Below are 21,779 nucleotides of genomic sequence, written 5' to 3'. Positions count from 1 at the left end.
ATTATTTTTCTGAGATGAGTTGGGTTAAATATTGCCCATAGGACGTTTTGCTCATTACTTTTGCTTCGTCAGCAACTTGCTGTTTAGACAGCCAGCCTTTGCGGAATGCAATCTCTTCCAAGCATGCGACTTTAAACCCTTGGCGTTTCTCTATAGTATGAATAAATTGTGACGCCTCAATCAGGCTATCGTGCGTGCCCGTATCTAACCAGGCGAAACCTCTTCCCAACAGCTCAACATTCAATGTGCCTTGTTCAAGATACATTTGGTTCAGTGTAGTGATTTCTAACTCACCGCGGTGGGAGGGTTTGACTTGTTTCGCCATCTCCACAACATTCTTATCATAGAAGTAGAGTCCAGTGACGGCCCAGTTTGACTTAGGTTTTACCGGTTTTTCTTCTATCGATAGTGCTCTGAAATCTTGATCAAACTCGACAACGCCAAAGCGCTCAGCATCGGTAACTTGATAACCGAAAATCGTCGCACCTTCTTCTTTTGCTGCTACGGACTCAAGTTTTTTGCCAAAGCTTTGCCCGAAATAGATATTATCGCCAAGTACCAGCGCACAGCGTTCCCCATTGATAAATTCTTCACCAATGATAAAGGCTTGAGCTAACCCATCTGGACTAGGTTGAATCGCGTAGCTAAGTTCAATACCAAAACGGCTGCCGTCACCTAGAAGGCGCTGAAATGCTGGCATATCTTCAGGCGTGGTGATAATCAATATTTCACGGATGCCTGCGAGCATGAGAACGGAGATCGGATAGTAAACCATCGGTTTATCATAGATAGGCAATAACTGCTTAGAAACTCCGCGAGTAATAGGATACAGACGTGTACCGCTTCCTCCCGCTAATACGATCCCTTTCATCAATCTACCCTTATGCTATAAAAATTATCTCTAGATCACGACTCTAGTGTATCACGTTACTCTACAAAAATTTCTTTCGGCGTCAGAATCAGAAAAAGTCAGATACCTGAGATCGCTTTGTGGCTGATTGGGTGTAATCTTAGAGTCATGCGTGGCGGGTGGTATTAGGCTACGAAGTGAAAATGATCGGTTCGATCAAAATAGCATTTAAATAAAAACCATCAGATTGAAGAGAGTCAATCCATGACATCATTGAAAGCGATTATCCCTGTAGCAGGTTTAGGGATGAATTTGTTACCGGTGACCAAGGCCATCCCTAAGGAAATGTTGCCGCTGGTTGATCGCCCTGTGATCGAGAAGATCGTCAACGAGTGCGTGAGGGCGGGGATTAAAGAAATTGTTCTGGTGACGCATGCGTCTAAAAATGCGATAGAAAATCATTTCGATACCTCTTTTGAGCTTGAATCTTTGCTGGAGGAACGTGCCAAGCGCCAGTTGTTGGCTGAAGTGCAGTCTATTTGTCCGAAAGGCGTGACGATAATGAACGTTCGTCAGGGGGAAACGCTGGGATTAGGGCATGCGGTCTCCTGTGCTCGCCCAATCATTGGGGATAATCCGTTTGTGGTGGTGTTGCCCGATGTCGTGCTAGATGAAAGCACGGCCGATCAGACGAAGGAAAACCTGGCGCTGTTGATTTCCCGCTTCGAAGAAACTGGGCGCAGCCAGGTGCTGGTGAAACATCGACCTTATGAGGTGTTGCCTGAATATTCTGTGGTTGATTGTGAAAAACCGCTGGTGAACCCGGGCGACGCGGCCGCGATTACGTCAATGATTGAAAAGCCTGAGGCACCGTCCGAAACAGGGTCTGACCTTTCCGCAGTAGGGCGCTATGTCTTAACCGCCGATGCTTGGCCTTTATTGGATAAAGCCGAACCCGGCGCATGGGGACGTATTCAGTTAACGGATGTGATTGCCGATATGATTGCGACTCAACAAGTTGATGCTGTACAGATGTCGGGCAAAAACTTTAACTGTGGCCGTAAATTAGGCTACGCACAGGCATTTGTGTCCTATGGATTACGCAATCCGGAGTTTGGCGCCGAATTTAAAGAAAGTATTAAGGCGCTGCTGAAAAAGTAATATCGGGTGGTAACTTGCTGCAAAACCGCAGATCGTTGAATCGTTCTGCGGTTTTTTCTTTTCCCCGCCATATGTTCCGATTAGGTGGGCTTTCGCTATCAAACCAATCACTACCCACTCGCGCAAAGCTGAGTTACCATGTTGCCCTGTTTTTAAATTGCTTGCGAGGTCGCAATGCGAGGCGTTGTCGCCGTTGCAGGCAGGTTATCCTTCAGACAGGAGTTGCTTTAATGTCCAAACAGCAAATTGGCGTTGTTGGTATGGCGGTAATGGGGCGCAATCTGGCGCTGAACATTGAGAGCCGTGGCTATAGCGTTTCCATCTTTAACCGTTCTTCCGATAAAACCGATGAAGTTATCGCGGAAAATCCAGGCAAAAAACTGGTGCCTTCTTACACCGTTGAAGCGTTTGTCGAATCCTTGGAAAAACCCCGCCGTATTCTGCTGATGGTGAAGGCTGGTGAAGCAACCGATAAAACGATTGAATCGCTGAAACCTTACCTGGAAAAAGGCGATATTCTGATCGATGGTGGTAATACCTTCTATAAAGATACTATTCGCCGTAACCGCGAGCTGTCCGCTGAAGGGTTTAACTTCATCGGCACAGGCGTATCCGGTGGGGAAGAGGGCGCACTGAAAGGGCCTTCTATCATGCCGGGCGGTCAAAAAGAAGCTTATGAACTGGTTGCGCCGATTCTGGAACAGATTGCTGCACGTGCAGACGGCGAAGCCTGTGTGACCTACATTGGCGCAGATGGTGCTGGTCATTATGTCAAGATGGTGCATAACGGCATCGAATACGGTGACATGCAGCTTATTGCCGAAGCTTACGCGTTGCTTAAGCAGGCACTGAATCTGGACAACGATGAGCTGGCTGCGACGTTCTCTGAGTGGAACAAAGGCGAGCTAAGCAGCTACCTGATTGAAATCACAGCCGATATCTTCAAGAAAAAAGACGAAGAAGGTAAGTACCTGGTTGACGTGATTCTGGATGAAGCGGCTAACAAAGGTACCGGTAAATGGACCAGCCAAAGTTCTTTGGATCTGGGCGAACCGCTGTCTCTGATTACTGAATCTGTTTTTGCCCGTTACCTTTCCTCCCTGAAAGATCAGCGTGTTGCGGCATCTAAAGTGCTGACAGGCCCGACGGCTCAGCCATTCGGTGGTGATCAAGCCGAGTTCGTTGAGAAAGTGCGCCGCGCGTTATACTTGGGTAAAATCGTTTCTTATGCTCAGGGTTTCTCACAGCTTAAAGCGGCATCAGATGAGAATCACTGGGATCTGAACTACGGTGAAATCGCCAAGATCTTCCGCGCAGGTTGCATCATTCGCGCACAGTTCCTGCAAAAAATTACCGACGCATACGATCAGAAAGCAGATATTGCTAACCTGTTGTTGGCACCTTACTTTAAGAAAGTGGCAGACGAGTATCAGCAAGCACTGCGCGATGTGGTATCTTACGCCGTTCAGCAAGGTATCCCGACACCAACGTTCTCCGCGGCGATCGCTTATTACGACAGCTACCGTTCTGCCGTGCTACCTGCTAACCTGATTCAGGCTCAGCGCGACTATTTCGGTGCGCATACCTATAAGCGTACGGATAAAGAAGGCGTATTCCATACCGAATGGCTGGAATAATCGTTTTATGCATTAAGTAATGCAGTCTGTTAATAAAACGCCAGATTAGGAAATATCTGGCGTTTTTTATATTGGTGAAGCAGTCTATTGATATCGTTAAGATATCTATGATTTTTTTCTGAAATACTGTAAATTTCATTAAAGAAATCTGCGTTTTTACCGAGATCATTGCTGTTTATTACATTGGGATCTTGCTATTTTTAACGGTATTGCAAAAATTGAGTGGTAGTTTTGCGCTTTGGCCTTGATTATCCGAGCGTGTTACTTTATCAACGATGCTTGTATCGTAAAGAGTTTCAGCGCCATTGAACTGTAACTCATTGCTGGGAGGAACCCGGTAACGGTCATGCTAAGGCACAATAGTATATTTGCCACCGTGCTGACTGGAATGAAGGACGGGGTATGGTCTTTTTGACGGTACCCCACCCTGAAGTACTTCATGTTTAAAAGGAAATCGTAATGAAGAAAACGTTAATCACGCTGGTCGCTGTCCTGGCCATGTCGTCAAACGTGTATGCTGCTGTTGGTGGCGCGGCTACTGGCGCGACTAGTACTGTTGGTGCTGGTGCTGGTGCTGGTGCTGCGGCTGGTGCCGCAGCTGCGGCTGGCGCTGCGGCTGGCACCACCGCACTGGTTGCGGTGGGTGTCGCTGCTGCTGTTGCTGTGGGTGTTGCTGTTGCTGTTGCCAGCAATGACGATAGCAATACTGCGACAACAACTACTGGGACCTGATGTCTCGCTAATCCCAAGGCCACTTCGGTGGCCTTTCTTTTTCTGGGCTACGCTGTTCAACGAGAACTTCATCGCATGATAAGAATAAAACGAATAGCAAAAATGAAAGCGCTGATTGTTATCCCTTTTTTCTCAATTCTTTTGACCGGTTGTTCGCAAAATATGGAACAGGTGGGGAAAACTTTTAAACTGGCTTTTATCGGACAGGATGATACCCATGTGACGGCTAGGCAGGTTGCAGATAGGCCATATGCATCTGCCTATCTGAAAGTGGGTAAAGCGCCTCAGGCGTTTGTTGTACTCGCTTTTGCTGAGCAGAATCAGCTGAAATGGATCGGGGCTGATAAAAATATGGTCGTGACCCAACATGGTCGTGTAGTGAAGACGCAAGGATTTGGTGAAGACATTACCTATGTGGATAACCTGCAATATGATCCTCTGACGTTAGGCCTATTGAAAGCATCGACACCCATGACGTGGAAAAGCCGGGTTGAGTGGGCTCAGGTTTTTCGCGGTGGTTATGACATGACGTCCGTTTTTCAGGTTCGTGGCAAAGAGACGGTAAAAATTCTGGATACCGCGCGCGAATTGTTGCGCTTTGATGAACAGGTCACCGTCCCTGCCTTGAATGCTTCTTATACCAATAGTTACTGGCTTGATCCGACTAACGGAAGTGTCGTTCAGAGCCAGCAGTATATGGGGCCGGATATGGCATTGGTTGCATTCACCGTATTAAAACCCTACTCACAATAAGGGGCTGCAATGTTGGCACTTAATCGCATCACAACTTTGTTGCTGCTCGTTTCTGGCGTCGCGACGTCTGCACAACTGACGGTGAAATCGCCTCAACAGACGATTGCCGTTGTTAAACTGGAAGACGGTACGCGTCTTGAAAAATTTTACGAACAGGTTCCTTGGCCACAGAACATCAACTGGCGAACGGCGTTTATTTCCGATTTCGCTACGACGCAGAACGTTCGGGCACAGGGTGACGCTTTGTTGCAAAAACTGGCTGAACTGGAAACGCGCTGGCGTAATTCAGGTGATGGTGATTTGGCCATTTCCGCCTGGCTGTTGAGAAAGGCTATTAGCCCGATTAATGTAGCGGGCCGTATCCACACAGATTTAGATCCTGACCGTGTGCGTGTTTATATCGAAAATAACCGTCCTTTGGTGGGGGAGTATGCGCTGTATATCGCGCCCCATGATGACAGACTCTCTCTGATCGGTCTGGTCAATACCTCCGCCGATGTAGGCGAACTGGAAACGTCAGGGAAAGTAGCGCTACATGCCGGATGGTCGCTCGAGGATTATCTCGCTGGGCGACGGTTGCTTGCAGGAGCAGATAATAGTTACGGCTATCTGATTGGGGGCAATGGCCAGTGGCGCAAAGTACCGCTAGCGCTGTGGAACCGTCAGCATAGTGAGCCTGCCGCGGGCGAAATGCTGTTTATCGGTTTTGATCCCTCTGTTTTACCTCAGGATATGTCATCACTTAACGATCAGCTTGCTGACTACCTTGCTAACCGGACCCCACTCGAATGACCAAGAACAGAAACGTTAAACTAAGCTGTCTGTCGTTGGCGATTGGCGGCATTTTGAGTGCGCAGGTGATGGCGGCGGAAAGTGAAAGCAACCGCACTGCGACGAACCCGAATCTGCGCTTTCAGCCTGCGGGGGTATCGCAGTCTGATTTCGGTGGCACAGGTCTGTTACAGATGCCTACGGCACGTATGGCGGAAACGGGCGAGTTTAGCCTTAATTACCGTGATAACGAAGAATACCGACGCTACTCCATCTCGCTCCAGCTCTTTGACTGGCTGGAAACCACGGTGCGTTATACCGATACGCGTACACGGCCATACAGCGGCAGTACCGCTTTTAGTGGTGACCAAACCCAAAAAGATAAAGGGTTTGATATAAAAGCGAGATTGTGGCAAGAAAGTTACTGGTTGCCGCAGGTTTCCGTGGGACTGCGTGATATTGCAGGTACAGGGCTATTTGATAGTGAATATCTGGTGGCCAGTAAACGTTTTGGGCCATTTGATTTCACGCTAGGGATGGGCTGGGGCAATATGGCTGAGAGCGGCAATATTAAAAACCCTGCTTGTTCATTTAAAGCCAGTTTCTGCCAGCGTAGTAGTGGTTTTAAAGCAGGCGGAGGACAGTTTGAGTTTGAAAACTTTTTCCACGGCCCCGCTGCGTTGTTTGGCGGTATCGAATATCAGACGCCGTGGGACCCGTTGCGCTTAAAACTTGAGTACGACGGTAATGACTACAGTCGTGAATTTGCTGGTACTATCAAGCAGGATTCTCCCTTCAACATCGGTGCGGTTTACCGTGTTGGCAATAACCTGGATACTACGCTCTCGTGGCAGCGTGGTAATACTCTGATGTGGGGCTTTACCCTACGTACCAACTTTAACAGCCTGAAGCCAAACTACTTAGATGATGCGCCACCGGTGTACGCACCCGTGCAGGATAGTAAAGGCACCAACTGGCAGCTCGTTTCGAAAGAGCTGAACGATAAGGCGGGCTTTAAGGACGCTGATATCTACGCGGACCAAAAACAGGTCACGATTGTTGCCGAACAGACAAAATATCGTAGCAGTGAAGAGGCCACACAGCGTGCCGCTACGGTGTTAGCGAACCATGTACCGGGCAGTATTGATGAATACCACCTTGTGCAGCGCAGCCAGCGTTTGCCTATTGCCAGTACGGAGGTGGATGCCAAGGCCTTCCATCAGGTGAAGCAGGCTGCCACTCCACTCGGCCAACCGGAACCTGAAACACATCGCAAAGAACCCGTATCCGACGCGCGTGGTCAGCAGGTGCTTCTTGCGGCACCCGATCGTCTGACGTATTCATTAGATCCGACGCTGACGCAGTCTTTTGGTGGCCCAGAATCCTTCTATATGTACCAGATTGCGCTGAAAGGTAACGTCGATTACCGCTTAAGCGATCACTGGAGCGTGGGGGGGACCGCAACGCTGAACTTGGTGGATAACTACGATAAGTTTAACTATAAAACCCCTCCTGCAGATGGTGCAGCGCTGCCGCGTGTCAGAACCTGGGTACGTGAATACGTCACCTCTTCGGATCTTATGTTGACTAATCTGCAATTGACCCGCAGGGATAACCCGGCGCAGGACTGGTATACCCAGGTCTACGGCGGCTATCTGGAAATGATGTATGCGGGAGTTGGGTCTGAAGTGCTATATCGTCCGTTCGGTAAGAGCTGGGCGCTGGGTATGGATGTGAACTATGTCAAACAGCGTGACTGGAACGACATCATGAGAATGGCCGACTACGATGTGGTGACGGGTCATCTGACCGCGTACTGGGAACTGCCGTTCGTGGAAGGTGCGGTAGCGAAGGTTAGCGTAGGTCGTTATCTGGCTGGAGATAAAGGGGTGACGATCGATCTGTCTCGCCGCTTTGACAGCGGGATTGTTGCGGGTGCCTTTGCCACCAAAACCAACGTTAGCGCCGCGGAATACGGTGAAGGGAGCTTTACTAAAGGTTTCTACGTCTCTATACCGTTTGATCTACTGTTTACTGAACCAACGGTGAAACGTGGATCTGTCGGTTGGGTACCGCTGACGCGTGATGGTGGTCAGATGCTGCAACGCCGTAATCCATTGTATAACGTGACCGATACCGATAACTAATCGCTCTCCGTTCGTTTAGCGTTAATCAAGCCCGCCATGGCCGAATGCCACGGCGGGTTTTTTTGTGCATCTTTGCTTTACAGAGCAATATCACCATTTAATAACCAATTTGAACTATTTCATTTGGTTATTGTTTGTATCTTAATCATCAGAAATCGAAGGTAGAGCCTCAGAGCGTTGATTCATTAGCTGCTTGTAATGTAGCGATTTAATGGCGGATATCGCGATAGGCTGGGCAATTTTTAGGAAAAAGTGTTTCCTGTGAGTAATGGTTGAAATATTTACGTCATGGAAGATTCATATCGCGAAATCTATTATCTCCTGCCGTAGTGGCGAAATAAAAACCTAGCCATAGATCTTCATGGTAAGGCTAACAGGAGAGTGCAACCCGATGAATTTGCCTATTTCCGCTGTTATTTCATTAGTAATGAGTTCTGCCTGGTGTCTCCCTCTGCATGCTGCCGTGCAGGATAGCTCTCTTGGTATTTATCAATTGATTCAGGAGAGAATGGTGCTCATGAAAGATGTTGCGGGGTATAAGGCTCGTCAACATCTACCCGTTGAGGATCTGAAGCAAGAGGAACGTATTCTGAGTAAGGTGCAAGAGCAATCTGTTGCCGTTGGTTTATTCCCTCAGAGTACACAGCTGTTTTTTACTTCATTAATGAATGCCAGCAAAGCCATTCAGTATCGCTACATGGCGGACTGGCTTGCGACACCGGAGAACGGCTGGACGCCCCTTTCGTTGAACGACACGATCAGACCCGCGTTACTCACGATTGACGACCAACTCTTGGTCAGCATTAAACGTTACCTCTCGGATGGCGGGCATTTTGCGCCTCAGCAAGAGGACGCTTTTCTTTCTTCTATTAATGTTGAGCATCTGTCACAGAACGACAAACGCCAGATTTATGCGGCATTGAGTCAAATTGAACCAGACGGCAAGTAGCTGAGTGGGGGAGAAGACGATGACTTATCAATTATTGAAAGGGAGCGAGCGCGGACATATCGCTGATGCAGCGTACCGCGAACGCTGTAATGTTAATGAAAACGTCAGAGTCATGCTGGTGCTGCGTTTTACTATGCCAGATGATGAATATTACACCGAATTGCACGATAGTATCGATCCGCAATTTGGCGGGATCAACGCCAACAGGCCGCTGTCGAGAGCCAGTTATGCCAGAAAATTCAGCGCTGATGAGGCCGATATGGAACATGTCCGCGCGTTTGCACGCCATTATCGGTTATCTATCGAACGTGAACATCCTGCCAGCCGTACCGTCTTTTTAACGGGGACCGTGGGGCAGATGGAGCAAGCGTTTCGCGTTAGCTTAGCCCGATATGATCACAAACAGGGAACATTTCGTGGGAGAGCGGGAGGGATTTATCTGCCGGAATATCTACAGGGCGTCGTGATTGCCGTACTCGGTCTTGATGACCGTCTGGCAACGAATTGCTGCCTGCATGTGAATGATGCGTTCTCTAATGTGGCAAAACGTCCGTCAGGTTACACGCCGCTAGAACTGGCAGAGCATTATCATTTTCCAGAACATGACGGGGCAGGGCAGTGTATCGGCATTATTGAACTGGGGGGCGGATATCACTTACCGCAGTTGAATCACTATTTTAAACGCATGGGCGTTAACCCACCGCAGATTGTCGATGTTTGTGTCGGTGGTGCTGCGAATGCCCCTACATCGTCAGATGGCGACAAAGAAGTGAACCCCATTGATATTGAAGTACAGATGGATATCGAAATTGCGGGTACGCTGGCACCAGCCGCTAAAATAGTGGTGTACTTTGCCCCGAATACTGATGCAGGGTTTTTAGAAGCGATCAATGCCGCAATCCATGATGAGAGAAATGCACCGTCGGTGATTTCGATTAGCTGGGGTGGCAGCGAGTCGAAATGGACGGCGCAAGCATTACAGGTGTTTAATCAGGCTTTTCAAACGGCGGCGGCATTAGGCATTACGGTATGCGTAGCTTCTGGCGATCAAGGGGCGAGTGATGGTGAACCGCATGGCGTGCATGTGAACTTTCCTGCGTCCAGCCCCTATGTTTTAGCCTGTGGTGGTACGCGATTGCAAAAAATGCAGGAGGAAATCGCGTGGCACAGCCGAGATGGTAGTGCCACGGGCGGTGGCACTAGCCAATACTTCGCATTGCCCAGTTGGCAGTTAGGGCTGTCTCTGGTCGATAAATATGGTGGCCAGCACTCCCTGCAATACCGTGGTGTCCCCGATGTCAGCGGCAATGCCGATCCCGAAACGGGCTATCTGGTTGAAGTCAACGGACGGGAAGGTGTGGTTGGCGGAACCAGTGCGGTTGCGCCGCTGTGGGCTGGTTTACTCGCGCGTATGCTCGCGTTGACCGAGTCGGTATCGCTATTTATTCCCCCGTTGCTTTATCGCAATCGTAATAGCTGCAAGGATATCGTGCGGGGAAATAATGGGGCATTTGTCGCTTCTGAAGGGTGGGATGCCTGTACAGGACTGGGGTCGCCAGATGGCGTGAAGTTGCTGAGGCTGTTGAAGCGGCTCGTCAGACTCAATGGTGCGCGGGACGTTGATGATGGGCGGTGAGTTTACATTTCAGGGAATAGAGAGGCAGGAGACAAATCATAGTCGGATGAGGTGATTATCGGTGATGTTCATCACAGATCGCCCGACCGTGGTTTGAGTCTACCGCAGTTAGCGGATATAACCCGATAATAAGGACGTGATCGGGCTAAGGCCCGAGCGAAACCTGATACGACACATGTTGTGTAAACATGTTCGTATCAGGTTTTTTTTTACCTAAATCCAGCCCGGTCGCGTGCCACCCGTAACATCAGTAATGTTTTGCTGACATTATCTCGTTGAGAAAAGGAGAAAAACTGTGAAATACCGTCATCTTAAACGTTTCCCAGAAGGTTTTTTGTGGGGCGCGGCGACATCGGCTTATCAGGTTGAAGGAGCATGGAATGAAGACGGCAAAGGGCCGTCAGTGATTGATGCCCGAACATCTTATCCTGAAGGTACAACGGATTTTAACGTCGCCAGCGACCATTACCACCGTTACAAGGAAGATGTCGCACTGTTTGCCGAGATCGGTTTCAAAACTTACCGCTTTTCTATCGCCTGGAGCCGCATCATTCCTGACGGCAACGGCAAGCTAAATCCAGCGGGCATTGCGTTTTATCACAACCTTATCGACGAGTTGCTGCATTACGGTATTGTGCCGATCGTCACCATGTACCATTTCGACCTGCCGCAGGCGCTACAAGAAAAAGGGGGGTGGTACAACCGTGAGACAGTGGATGCATTTGAGCGTTTTGCTAACGTGTTGTTTGATGAGTATGGCGACAAGGTGAAGTACTGGTTGACCATCAATGAGCAGAACATGATGATTTTGCACGGTTCTGCATTAGGTACGTTAGATCCTACGCTGGAGAATCCGAAGCAGAATCTCTATCAGCAGAACCACAACATGCTGGTGGCACAGGCAAAAGCGATGAATGCACTGCATGAAAAAGTGCCCGGTGCGAAAATTGGCCCGGCACCCAATATCGCGTTGATTTATCCCGCTTCACCGAAGCCCGAAGATGTGATGGCGGCATTCAACTATAACGCGATCCGCAACTGGCTGTATCTGGATATGGCGGTATACGGGCGTTACAATACGGCGGCCTGGCGCTATATGGAAGAAAAAGGGTATACGCCGGAAATTTTGCCCGGTGATATGGATATTCTTGCATCGGCCAAACCTGATTTTATCGCGTTTAATTACTACACATCGCAAACAGTTGAAGCCAGTAAAGGCGACGGTTCAGATGAGATCGCTCGCGGTGGTGACCAGCATCTGAAATCGGGTGAAGAAGGCGTGCATCGTGGCGCAAGCAATCCATTTTTGCAGAAAAATGCCTTTGGTTGGGAAATCGATCCCATCGGCTTCCGCAATACCTTGCGTGAACTACACGATCGTTATCATTTACCCCTAATCATCACGGAAAATGGGTTGGGTGCGTTTGATAAACTCGATGAGAGTGGCGAAATTCATGATGATTATCGTATTGATTATCTACAACGCCACATTGAGCAAATTCAGCTTGCGATTACCGATGGTGTCGAGGTCTTCGGCTATACACCGTGGTCGGCGTTGGATCTCATTTCTACTCATCAGGGATGTTCGAAACGCTATGGTTTTATTTACGTTAACCGCGAAGAGTTCGATCTGAAAGATTTGCGGCGTATCCGTAAAAAAAGCGCATACTGGTATGCTGATATTATTAAAAACAATGGGCTGGATAGCTCAGACGTGTAAATGATAACAAAATATGCCTCGGCAATACCATGGTCGAGGCGCTAAACGGCAGGGGAGGCCTACGTGCCTTCCTGTCAGACAGGGCGGCTGGTGCGATGATCATTGAAAAAATACTGAGCAATAACGCCGTGCTGGTGCTGGCAGATGATCGACGTGAAATTGTGGCCATTGGCAAAGGTGTCGGTTTTGGCAAAAAGGTCGGTGACCCTGTCGATCCGCATCGCATTGAAAGTCAGTTTGTGAAGAAAAGCGACGGTATGGCTGATGTGCTGTCACAACTGCTGGCGGACATTCCTCCTGACTGTCTGACGGTAACGCAGCAGATTATTACGCTGGCGCAAAAAACGCTGCGGCTTGATGTGCAGGACACGCTGTTTCTGGCATTAAGTGACCACATCAACTTCGCTATTCAGCGCTATAAGAAAGGGCAGACGATAAAAAATCTGATGTTGTGGGATATTCGCCAGTTCTATCGCGGTGAATTTGCCGTTGGGCTTGAGGCACTGGAGTTGATTCGCGCCAGACTGGATATCGATTTACCGGAGGATGAAGCGGGGTTTATTGCGCTGCATCTGGCGAATGCGGCGAATAACAGCGATATGCAGAGCACGATGCAAAGTGCGGGTATCATTAAAGATATTTTGACCATCCTAAAGTACGATTTGCATATCACTTTTGATGAACACTCCCTTAATTATCAGCGTTTGGTTACGCACCTTAAGTTCTTCGCTTTGCGTTTATTAAATCGGGAAACGGTAAGCCACGGCGACGACTCTATCTATCAAGGGATTACTGAGCTGATGCCGCGAGCCTATGCCTGCGCAATGAAAGTGTATGACTATGTGGAAAAGAATTACGCCTGCCAACTGACTACCGATGAAATCATGTTTCTGACTATTCATATCAACCGGTTACATCCCTCCCCATCTTAATCACGCCGGCTATCGTGGTAGAGACACCTGCGGAATGAATGGTACAGGCTGAATCTCACGGGTAAGACCACCGTGGATTAACATTCGTGTTACTCTGTTTAGCCATTACGACACCCGTTCGTTATGTAACAAAATGAATGTAAAAACTACTCACTGTTGCTGACATGCTTTCAGCCATAATGTTCTTTCTCGCTATTTGTTAGTGAACCGCATGGGGGTCGTTATGTCAGCCTCGCCGCCGACGTTTTTGACGGTAGATGTACGTCGCTCAGGGTTACGCTTTTCCCAGCGTGTCTACATTCCACGTATTGCCGGTACGATATTGTGTTCTCTCTTTATATCCTCGGTGCTGATGACCAAGCCTACGCCGGTGATATTATGGGGACTACTCTTTCTCAATGTTTTTGCCTGGCCTCATCTGGCTTACATGTTATCCCGACGGTCTCGTGACCCTATGCGGCGCGAGAAACGCAATCTATTGATTGATGTGGTATTTGGCGGCATCTGGATAGGGTTTATGGGCGTAAACCTTTTGCCCAGCGCGCTGATTGTTGCGATGGTTGGAATGAACGGCACGGCTGGCGGTGGTATCAAGCTATTTGTTCAGGGCATTGTATTACAGTGTGTCACCAGCGTATTGGTTCTTGCGCTATTTGCCGTACCTGTCTCACTGGAGACGACGCCGATACAGCTTTATGCCTGTCTGCCTATGTTGCTGATCTACCCGATTTCTCTGGGCTATGTGACCTACACTACCGCGTTGAAACTGGCGGAACACAAACGTATGCTGATGGAAGTCAGCATTCATGACGGTATGACCAACCTCTATAACCGCCACCATTGGGAACACCTGCTGAAACATGAGTATGACATTTGTCAGCGTTATAAGCGGACGGCGACGTTGATTCTGTTCGATATCGATCATTTTAAAGCGTTTAACGATAACTATGGGCATAACGTCGGCGATCAGGCGATATTGCTGCTGGCACGTGAATTAACGTCCGGTTTTCGGGAAACGGATGTGATTGGGCGATTCGGTGGGGATGAGTTTGCCGTTATTTTACCGCAAACCCGTGCAGGGGACGCGCTGGATGCGGTGAATCGTATTCGAGAAAGCCTATCGTTGAAGTTCCTCAACCAGACTCCTCAGCTGGCGGTTTTTGTCAGTGTTGGCATTGCGGAAATTTCGCCGGATATGGGGCAGTACATTGACTGGTTAAAAGCGGCGGATATGGCGCTCTATCGGGCAAAAAATAAAGGTCGCCGCCGAACCGAAGTGGCCTGAGTGGATAAGATAGTCGCTTGATATGTGGTTATTTTTCCGCGGTGATATAGAAAAGCCCTTATGCCATAGAGAGGGAGATAAGGGCTTTATCTTGTTTATTCCACGGTTTTTTGTGGCGTCAATCGAACTGCTTGCGAGTGTGATAAATCAGACCACAATCGCGTATTAATGCGGCAATGCTTCTTTTGGGTGCAGTCCCAGGTTGCCCGGAGACGGCTCACCTTTCACCTCGCCGAGATACAGGCCGATCTGAGCACGGAACGATTCTACCGCCGCCCGATCGCTCATGAAATCGGCAAAGGCTTGTGGACTCGTATTTTTATATTCCCAGATAGGTTTATAGCCAGCGGGCGGTGCTACGTCAGTACGAACCGACCACATATACCAGACATTGCTCTGCGTTTCTTTATCCAGCAGCCAGCTCAGGTACAGCTTGGCGCTTTCCGGGTGTTTAGCCTGTTTGAAAATGGCTGCACGTTGTGCCCAAGAGACGAACGGATCGCTTTTAGGCAGAACAAAACGGGAATTGGCATTCTGATCGGGAGCCAGTGCGCCGTCGGTTGAGAATGTCGCCGCAGATTTACCGCTTTCCACATCATCTGCGGGAGCCTGCGTACCACGCACGTAAACCGGATTCTGTTCTTTGAATTTAGCAACATACTCCCAGCCGTATTTATCCACGACCTGCTTGAACCAGAACAGTACGGCGTCGTCATCGTTCGGGTAGGTCAAGACAATGCTGCCTTTCAGATCGGGACGCAGGTAATCATTCGCTTCTGTCGGCCAGGCATTTTCGGCAATCAGCTTGGTATTGACTACGTTGCTGAACGCATCGACAAACACGCCGGTCCAGGCACCGTCTTTATCTTTAAACGCTGGGTACACTTTGTCCCAGCCAATAGGTTTGTAACTCAGCAGCACGCCTTCTTTCTTCCAGCGCGGGTAATCTTGCAAGGTTTGTAGCTGTACCACATCTGGCACGAGCGTATTGGTTTCTAACTGGTTATCAATACGGGCATCGTGGAATTTACTGTAGTCCACAATGACGTTGAGTTTCATGCCCGGAAAGCGTTTCTCAAATGCCTGTTTGATGCCATCCTGCTGACCCGGGGTGTCACCGCCCGCGTAGACGGTCACAATACCGCCTTCCCGTAACGCGTTTTGATAAAGCTCGTTAATTGGGCGTTTATCGGCTTCTACTGCCGCATAGCTGGTCGCTGCCGTTGCCATCAGCGCCGTAAATGCGACCACCTGTTTTAGTTTAAACATCGATTCCTCCTGAATGAGAGCCGATATCTACCGATGCACTCTTTATCCTTTGCGGCTGTTGCCAGAATAAGAAGGCATAAGCAGAATCATTAGAATGATTATCAAATTATTTAATTTGTTTGATATTCATTTTCCTGCTGACTTAATCGTTAAATCGCCATTTGTCAGAAGGTTTTTGTATGTTATCCGGTTGTGAATAATGTGAAATAAGAAAAAATTGAGATTTTAATTCAAAAAAAATGAATTAAAAATTGGCGTCAAAGAAAGCAGAATAACGCGGAATTACGACGATATTTAGGCCGCCAAGCGACCTAAAATCGGATGGATTAAAGCGAGGAGGTCGTGCCGTCAAACGGGTCCATCAATAGAAACGTGCACTCGGCACGCTGGTGGCTATTTATCATAGGAACCAGACGCTGGAAGTGTTCAGTCTGGCAGTGAATGTCTAGTGCGGCTCTATCCGGCCAGGTTTCGATAAAGGTGAAATGCCCCGGATCTTTCTGATTGATAAAAAGCGCATAGGATATGCACAGCGGCTCTTGTCGCGTTTTCTCTACTAATTCTCGGTACAGCGGCATGACTGCCTCAATGCTCTCTGGCTTAATAAAATCCTGCGCGATGACTTGAAGCATAAAATGGGTCTCCTTACTTATTGATCCGGCTAACTAAATGGCTCGTCTAGCCACGCTGCTGCTTTTCGCTCTGTTCCGCGCCGTTTCCCTGCCGGTAGGCGAGCGATACCATCAATGATTGCACCAGACACAGTGTGGCAGACTGTGAGCGGAACGCATCAACCTGCGCTTCCTTCACCACAAAACAAACGTCGCTGAGCGTTGCCAGTGGGCTGATCTGGCTGTCGGTAATCACGATTTGCCGCGCGCCAGCTTTTGCTGCCATCTCGCTAACCATCACGGTTTCCTGTGAATAGGGTGAGAAGCTGATAGAGACCACCACATCGCGTGAGTTAACTCGGCTAAGCTGTTCGCGAAACATACCTCCCAGGCCGTTTACCAGAATCGCACTGCTTTCCAGATGGCTGAGCGCATAGGTGAGGTAAGTGGCAACGCTGAACGAGCGCCGTAGTCCCACGATATAGATCGTGCCTGCCTGCGCCAGCAGATCAACGGCTTTTTGCAGATCCTCTTGCGGAGTTCGTGCTGCCAGCTGTTGCATTGCCTGTGCATTTGAGCGGGCAAATTCATGCAGAATATCCAACGGCGTTTCTGGCACCGCATCGGCTTCCATCGCACGAAACAGCCGCGCGCGGTCAGTATAGCTGGCCGTTTCCTCTACCAGATTCATACGGAACAGTTGTTTCATTTCGTTGAACCCGCTGAAATCAAAGGCGTTGGCGAAGCGAATTAACGTTGAGGGAGGAACATCCGCGCGTTCGGCGATCGTTGCGACGGTATCGAACGCGATACTGTTGGTATTATCCAGCACATAATGCGCGACCTGCTGTAGCCGCTTGCTAAGCGAATCATAACGCTCGCGGATCTGTTCCTGTAACTCTCTCAGGCTGGTTGCCATGGGCATATCGGGTTATCTCCCAAAGTCTCATATCACAATTCTGCTCGGCCTCCGTCATACCTTCCATGGCCGCACCTGAAACGGAACAGAAAATTCATTTCTGTATACGGCTGTTTTATCTGTACGACATTTCTGACGGCACACCTTTTAGGAATCCGGCTATTTTCAGAGGCTGCTCGCCTGTCTTTATGGACAGCCATATTCAAGTTTACCTAAAAATTCGCAGCGGATCACAATAATCAACATTTATTTTATTTTTTCATTAAATGGAATATTCATTTCATATACTGTAATTCGATATCAGCCGTTTGTCTCCTCAAAACCCACAAAGGTGTAAACATGGAAACCGTATCTAGCTTCATTCAGGGGGCGATTGTCTCCAGCAGCAGCCAGCGCTACGCTGCGGTGTATAACCCGGCGACGGGCGAGCAGATTCGCCAGGTTGTGATGTCTGATAAGGCGGAAGTCGAGCAGGCCATTGCCAGCGCGGCGGCGGCATTTCCTGCGTGGTCAAAACACTCTCCGCTACGCCGTGCGCGCGTTTTATTTCGCTTCAAGGCGCTGCTGGAAGAGCGCATGGATACGCTGGCTCGGCTGATTTCACAAGAGCATGGCAAGGTTTATTCCGATGCCGTGGGCGAGGTGACACGCGGGCTGGAAGTTGTTGAGTTTGCCTGCGGTATTCCGCATCTGCAAAAAGGGGAACATTCGGCAAATGTTGGCACCGGTGTGGATAGTCACTCGCTCATGCAGCCGCTCGGCGTGTGCGTCGGGATTACGCCGTTTAATTTCCCGGCGATGGTGCCCATGTGGATGTTCCCGATTGCGCTGGCGACGGGTAATACGTTTGTGCTTAAGCCGTCAGAAAAAGATCCGTCGCTCTCGCTGCTGTTAGCACAATTGTTGAAAGAAGCAGGCCTGCCGGATGGCGTGTTTAACGTCGTTCAGGGCGACAAAGAAGCGGTGGATGTGTTGTTGACCGATCCGCGCGTGCAGGCGGTGAGCTTTGTGGGATCAACGCCAGTGGCGGAATATATCTATCAGACTGCATCGGCGCACGGCAAACGCTGTCAGGCGCTGGGCGGGGCGAAAAACCACTGCATTCTGATGCCAGATGCCGACATGGATATGGCTGCCAGCGCGATTATGGGCGCGGCGTTTGGTGCGGCGGGGGAACGCTGCATGGCGCTGTCGGTAGTGGTGGCGGTGGGGGATGACACGGCAGAGGCGCTGCATCAGCGCCTGAGCGCGCAGATCAAAGCGATGCGCGTCGGGCCGGGCTTGGTGGATGGGCAGGAAAATGAAATGGGGCCGGTGATCAGTGCGCCACATCGGGCGAAAATTTCCGACTATATTCAAAGTGGTGTCGATCAAGGGGCGACGCTGCGTATTGATGGCCGCACGCTGTCCGTGCAGGGGCACCCGCAAGGCTACTTTATCGGACCGACGCTGTTCGATAACGTCACGCCGGAGATGAAAATCTATCAGGAAGAAATTTTTGGTCCGGTGCTATCCGTTGTACGCGTGCCGGATTATCAGACGGCGGTGACGCTGATTAACAACCATGAATACGGTAACGGCACGGCGATCTTTACCCGCGATGGCGAAACGGCGCGACAGTTCTGTGAAGAGGTGCAGGCGGGTATGGTTGGCGTGAACGTACCGATTCCGGTGCCAATGGCGTTCCACAGCTTCGGCGGCTGGAAGCGCTCCATTTTTGGGCCGCTGAATGTCCACGGCAATGACGGTGTGCGCTTCTACACCCGCATGAAAACCGTCACCAGCCGCTGGCCCGCCAGCGTCCGTCTGGAACACCACACCAGCAGCTTCGTCATGCCCACGCTGGAGTGAGGATTTGACCGCTAACGGGTGATGAATAGAGTGCACTGGTTGTGCTCTTCCGGCGTCAAAAATTATGCTGAGGTAGGTGCACCGCCGAAAGAGCGACAAGGATGTCGCGAAAGCCAGTGCCGCGGAGGGACCGCGTCACTGGCGGTTCGGATGACGGTGACACATACCGAAGGACCCGCGTAGCGGCATAATTTATCGCCATAAGCCTGGGTTCTCAGGGCTGCGGCGATTGAGCGCCCTGAGTCGGGCGCGTGCTACAACGTAGCATAAGAATGGCTAAATTTTCGCGCACGAAATGCTCGCTGAATATACATAGTTCATTATAGAAATCAGATCCTTATTTAAGGAGTAGATCAATGGATACGTGTCGCATCACCATGGCGCAAGCGCTGGTCAGGTTTCTCAATCAGCAATACATCAGCGTAGACGGTGAAGAATCCCCTTTTGTGCAGGGCGTCATGACCATTTTTGGTCACGGTAATGTGCTAGGCATCGGTCAGGCATTAGAGCAGGAAGCGAACCGCCTTACCGTACATCAGGGGTGCAATGAGCAGGGAATGGCACACATTGCCGTTGGGTTTGCTAAACAACACAAACGGCGGAAAATCTATGCGGTGACTTCTTCTGTAGGGCCAGGAGCGGCGAATATGGTGACCGCTGCGGCGACCGCCACCGCCAACCGCATTCCCGTGCTGCTTCTCCCCGGCGATCTCTTCGCCTGCCGCCAGCCGGACCCTGTGTTGCAGCAGGTCGAGCAGTACCACGATCTGTCTATTAGTACCAATGACTGCTTTAAACCGGTTTCTCGCTATTGGGATCGTATTAATCGCCCTGAACAACTGATGAGTGCACTGATTAACGCCATGCGCGTGCTGACCGATCCGGCAGACACCGGCGCGGTAACGTTGTGTTTACCACAGGATGTACAGGCAGAAGTCTGGGACTATCCTGCATCGTTTTTCCGCAAGCGTGTCCACCACCTCGAACGGCGTCCGCCGGATGCGGCACGTCTGGATGCTGCTGCTGCGCTGATTGCGAGAAAACGCCGCCCGATGCTGATTTGCGGTGGGGGCGTTCGTTATTCTGGTGCCCATAATGCGCTAGCGCAGTTTGCTGAACAGTTTGCGATTCCGTTTGGTGAAACCCAGGCGGGCAAGGGGGCAGTGGTTTCATCGCACCCGCTGAACTGTGGTGGCATTGGTGTTACGGGCGGACTGGCGGCAAATCGGCTGGCGCAAGAAGCGGATCTGATTATCGGTGTCGGAACACGTTTAACCGACTTTACCACGGGTTCCAAGTCACTGTTTCAGAACCCAGAGGTCGAATTTCTATTACTCAACGTTGCCGAATTTGATGCGCTCAAACTGGACGCGCAGCCCTTGATTGCTGACGCGCACATCGGGCTGGTGGCGCTGGCAGAGCGGCTGGCGATGGCGTCGTATCGTAGTGGCTGGCAGCAGGCTATCGAACAGGCGCGTGCGGAATGGAACGACGAGCTACAGCGGCTGTTTACGGTACAGGATAAGGGGGAACTGGTGCCAGAAGTGGTGGATGGTCTGGAAGACAAGCTGGATGAATACCGTCAGATGCTGAATACCCACCTGACGCAAACGCGGGTGCTTGGCATACTGAATGAGGAGCTGGAGGATAATGCGATTGTGGTTGGCGCGGCGGGCTCCCTGCCGGGTGATTTACAGCGCGTGTGGCAGGTGAAAACGCCGGACAGCTATCATCTGGAATATGGCTACTCCTGCATGGGATACGAGATTGCGGCGGCGATTGGCGCACGTCTTGCGGCACCGCAGCAGCCTGTTTACGCGATGCTTGGTGACGGTTCCTATCTGATGCTTCACACCGAACTGCAAACGGCGGTACAAGAAGGTATCAAAATCACTGTACTGCTGTTCGACAACGCGGGTTTTGGTTGTATCAACAACCTGCAAATGAGTCAGGGAATGGGCAGCTTCTGTACGGAAAACCGCTACCGTGATGTGGAGTCGGGGCAGTTGCGCGGTGCGCTCATTCCGGTTGATTTCGCCAAGAACGCGGAAAGTTACGGCTGCAAAGCGTGGCGGGTGCATGATGAAGCCTCGCTCAGGCAGGCGCTGACGGAATCACGCCAGCATGCAGGGCCAGTGCTGCTTGATATCAAGGTGCTGCCGAAGACTATGACGCATGGTTATGAATCCTGGTGGCGCACCGGCACGGCGCAAGTTGCGGATAATCCAGAGATTGAGGCTGCGGCCAATAACGTGAAAGCCGCGCTCTCCCGCGCACGGCAATATTAGGTGATCTCTACTTGGTGGCTATTTCTGAGTCACAAATAATGTCGGGATGTAAGTGGGGTTTGGGTGTTATTCGGCGTAAAAATTATGCAGCGGTGGGCGTGAGCATCGAGTGAGCGGCATGGACGCCGCGAAAGCCAGTGCCGCGTCGGGAACGCGTCACTGGCGGCTCGAATCGTGCTCATGAACACCGATGGCATCGCGCAGCGGCATAATTTAGCCGAAAGCCAGGGTTCACAGGGCGACGGCAACTGAGTAACCGTGTTGCCGG

At 50.3% G+C, this 21,779-nt stretch carries 17 protein-coding genes; 13 read left to right on the top strand and 4 right to left on the bottom strand.

All coding sequences use genetic code 11. The features are described 5' to 3' along the window. Position 1 precedes the first annotated feature (1 nt). The gene (gene rfbA / locus A6301_RS09875) at positions 2-871 is read right to left on the bottom strand and encodes a glucose-1-phosphate thymidylyltransferase RfbA (protein ID WP_107169884.1); all 870 of its coding nucleotides are present in this window, start codon (positions 869-871) and stop codon (positions 2-4) included. A 243-nt stretch (positions 872-1,114) separates the two neighbouring features. On the opposite strand from rfbA, the gene A6301_RS09870 reads away from it, so the two are divergent. From A6301_RS09870 to adrA, 11 genes are all read left to right on the top strand, one after another. Further along, the gene (locus A6301_RS09870; protein WP_234257689.1) at positions 1,115-2,011 is read left to right on the top strand and encodes a sugar phosphate nucleotidyltransferase; all 897 of its coding nucleotides are present in this window, start codon (positions 1,115-1,117) and stop codon (positions 2,009-2,011) included. 230 nt (positions 2,012-2,241) lie between these two features. Continuing rightward, the gene (gene gndA, locus A6301_RS09865; RefSeq protein WP_205541756.1) at positions 2,242-3,648 is read left to right on the top strand and encodes an NADP-dependent phosphogluconate dehydrogenase; all 1,407 of its coding nucleotides are present in this window, start codon (positions 2,242-2,244) and stop codon (positions 3,646-3,648) included. 459 nt (positions 3,649-4,107) lie between these two features. After that, positions 4,108-4,380, top strand: coding sequence for a hypothetical protein (locus A6301_RS09860; RefSeq protein ID WP_215483801.1), 273 nt, complete (start codon positions 4,108-4,110; stop codon positions 4,378-4,380). Positions 4,381-4,455: 75 nt separating this feature from the next. After that, a complete protein-coding gene (locus tag A6301_RS09855; RefSeq protein ID WP_215483800.1) occupies positions 4,456-5,133 on the top strand; it encodes a YjbF family lipoprotein in 678 nt (225 codons plus the stop codon). Between the two features lie 9 nt (positions 5,134-5,142). Then, positions 5,143-5,925, top strand: a complete 783-nt coding sequence (locus tag A6301_RS09850; RefSeq protein WP_205541762.1) for a capsule biosynthesis GfcC D2 domain-containing protein — start codon at positions 5,143-5,145, stop codon at positions 5,923-5,925. Next, positions 5,922-8,051 (top strand): YjbH domain-containing protein, encoded by a 2,130-nt coding sequence (locus A6301_RS09845; RefSeq protein WP_234257688.1) that lies wholly within the window; start codon positions 5,922-5,924, stop codon positions 8,049-8,051. Before A6301_RS09850 ends, A6301_RS09845 begins: the two co-directional genes overlap by 4 nt. 391 nt (positions 8,052-8,442) lie before the next feature. Then, positions 8,443-9,000, top strand: coding sequence for a chorismate mutase (locus A6301_RS09840; protein WP_234257687.1), 558 nt, complete (start codon positions 8,443-8,445; stop codon positions 8,998-9,000). Between the two features lie 19 nt (positions 9,001-9,019). After that, the gene (locus tag A6301_RS09835) at positions 9,020-10,636 is read left to right on the top strand and encodes a protease pro-enzyme activation domain-containing protein (RefSeq protein ID WP_234257686.1); all 1,617 of its coding nucleotides are present in this window, start codon (positions 9,020-9,022) and stop codon (positions 10,634-10,636) included. Positions 10,637-10,931: 295 nt separating this feature from the next. Continuing rightward, the gene (locus A6301_RS09830) at positions 10,932-12,356 is read left to right on the top strand and encodes a glycoside hydrolase family 1 protein (protein WP_234257685.1); all 1,425 of its coding nucleotides are present in this window, start codon (positions 10,932-10,934) and stop codon (positions 12,354-12,356) included. Positions 12,357-12,451: 95 nt separating this feature from the next. Then, on the top strand, positions 12,452-13,288 hold the full coding sequence (gene licT / locus A6301_RS09825) for a BglG family transcription antiterminator LicT (RefSeq protein ID WP_205541770.1): 837 nt from the start codon (positions 12,452-12,454) through the stop codon (positions 13,286-13,288). 223 nt (positions 13,289-13,511) lie between these two features. Then, positions 13,512-14,573, top strand: a complete 1,062-nt coding sequence (gene adrA / locus A6301_RS09820; protein WP_107169895.1) for a diguanylate cyclase AdrA — start codon at positions 13,512-13,514, stop codon at positions 14,571-14,573. 165 nt (positions 14,574-14,738) lie between these two features. Here the strand turns inward: adrA and A6301_RS09815 are convergent, their stop codons facing one another. The 3 genes from A6301_RS09815 to A6301_RS09805 all read right to left on the bottom strand — a co-directional run bounded on the left by A6301_RS09815 (position 14,739) and on the right by A6301_RS09805 (position 17,378). Beyond that, positions 14,739-15,842 carry an ABC transporter substrate-binding protein gene (locus A6301_RS09815; protein WP_107169896.1) on the bottom strand — a complete coding sequence of 368 codons (1,104 nt, stop codon included), beginning with the start codon at positions 15,840-15,842 and terminating at the stop codon, positions 14,739-14,741. 326 nt (positions 15,843-16,168) lie between these two features. After that, positions 16,169-16,474 (bottom strand): putative quinol monooxygenase, encoded by a 306-nt coding sequence (locus tag A6301_RS09810; RefSeq protein WP_107169897.1) that lies wholly within the window; start codon positions 16,472-16,474, stop codon positions 16,169-16,171. Between the two features lie 46 nt (positions 16,475-16,520). After that, the gene (locus A6301_RS09805; protein ID WP_107169898.1) at positions 16,521-17,378 is read right to left on the bottom strand and encodes a MurR/RpiR family transcriptional regulator; all 858 of its coding nucleotides are present in this window, start codon (positions 17,376-17,378) and stop codon (positions 16,521-16,523) included. A 333-nt stretch (positions 17,379-17,711) separates the two neighbouring features. Between A6301_RS09805 and A6301_RS09800 the strand changes: the two genes are divergently transcribed. Beyond that, on the top strand, positions 17,712-19,223 hold the full coding sequence (locus tag A6301_RS09800) for a CoA-acylating methylmalonate-semialdehyde dehydrogenase (protein WP_234257684.1): 1,512 nt from the start codon (positions 17,712-17,714) through the stop codon (positions 19,221-19,223). Positions 19,224-19,579: 356 nt separating this feature from the next. Beyond that, positions 19,580-21,511, top strand: coding sequence for a 3D-(3,5/4)-trihydroxycyclohexane-1,2-dione acylhydrolase (decyclizing) (iolD, locus tag A6301_RS09795; protein WP_234257683.1), 1,932 nt, complete (start codon positions 19,580-19,582; stop codon positions 21,509-21,511). Positions 21,512-21,779: the final 268 nt, after the last annotated feature.

Origin of the sequence: Pectobacterium sp. IFB5596, assembly GCF_021432585.1 — a bacterium.
Taxonomy (GTDB): domain Bacteria; phylum Pseudomonadota; class Gammaproteobacteria; order Enterobacterales; family Enterobacteriaceae; genus Pectobacterium; species Pectobacterium punjabense.
This window is presented reverse-complemented; position numbering and strand designations above follow the sequence as displayed.

Bases quoted from the DNA above. Each gene is read 5' to 3' on its own strand.
- rfbA (WP_107169884.1), bottom strand. From the start codon at position 871: ATGAAAGGGATCGTATTAGCGGGAGGAAGCGGTACACGTCTGTATCCT.
- A6301_RS09870 (WP_234257689.1), top strand. From the start codon at position 1,115: ATGACATCATTGAAAGCGATTATCCCTGTAGCAGGTTTAGGGATGAAT.
- gndA (WP_205541756.1), top strand. From the start codon at position 2,242: ATGTCCAAACAGCAAATTGGCGTTGTTGGTATGGCGGTAATGGGGCGC.
- A6301_RS09860 (WP_215483801.1), top strand. From the start codon at position 4,108: ATGAAGAAAACGTTAATCACGCTGGTCGCTGTCCTGGCCATGTCGTCA.
- A6301_RS09855 (WP_215483800.1), top strand. From the start codon at position 4,456: ATGATAAGAATAAAACGAATAGCAAAAATGAAAGCGCTGATTGTTATC.
- A6301_RS09850 (WP_205541762.1), top strand. From the start codon at position 5,143: ATGTTGGCACTTAATCGCATCACAACTTTGTTGCTGCTCGTTTCTGGC.
- A6301_RS09845 (WP_234257688.1), top strand. From the start codon at position 5,922: ATGACCAAGAACAGAAACGTTAAACTAAGCTGTCTGTCGTTGGCGATT.
- A6301_RS09840 (WP_234257687.1), top strand. From the start codon at position 8,443: ATGAATTTGCCTATTTCCGCTGTTATTTCATTAGTAATGAGTTCTGCC.
- A6301_RS09835 (WP_234257686.1), top strand. From the start codon at position 9,020: ATGACTTATCAATTATTGAAAGGGAGCGAGCGCGGACATATCGCTGAT.
- licT (WP_205541770.1), top strand. From the start codon at position 12,452: ATGATCATTGAAAAAATACTGAGCAATAACGCCGTGCTGGTGCTGGCA.
- adrA (WP_107169895.1), top strand. From the start codon at position 13,512: ATGTCAGCCTCGCCGCCGACGTTTTTGACGGTAGATGTACGTCGCTCA.
- A6301_RS09815 (WP_107169896.1), bottom strand. From the start codon at position 15,842: ATGTTTAAACTAAAACAGGTGGTCGCATTTACGGCGCTGATGGCAACG.
- A6301_RS09810 (WP_107169897.1), bottom strand. From the start codon at position 16,474: ATGCTTCAAGTCATCGCGCAGGATTTTATTAAGCCAGAGAGCATTGAG.
- A6301_RS09805 (WP_107169898.1), bottom strand. From the start codon at position 17,378: ATGCCCATGGCAACCAGCCTGAGAGAGTTACAGGAACAGATCCGCGAG.
- A6301_RS09800 (WP_234257684.1), top strand. From the start codon at position 17,712: ATGGAAACCGTATCTAGCTTCATTCAGGGGGCGATTGTCTCCAGCAGC.
- iolD (WP_234257683.1), top strand. From the start codon at position 19,580: ATGGATACGTGTCGCATCACCATGGCGCAAGCGCTGGTCAGGTTTCTC.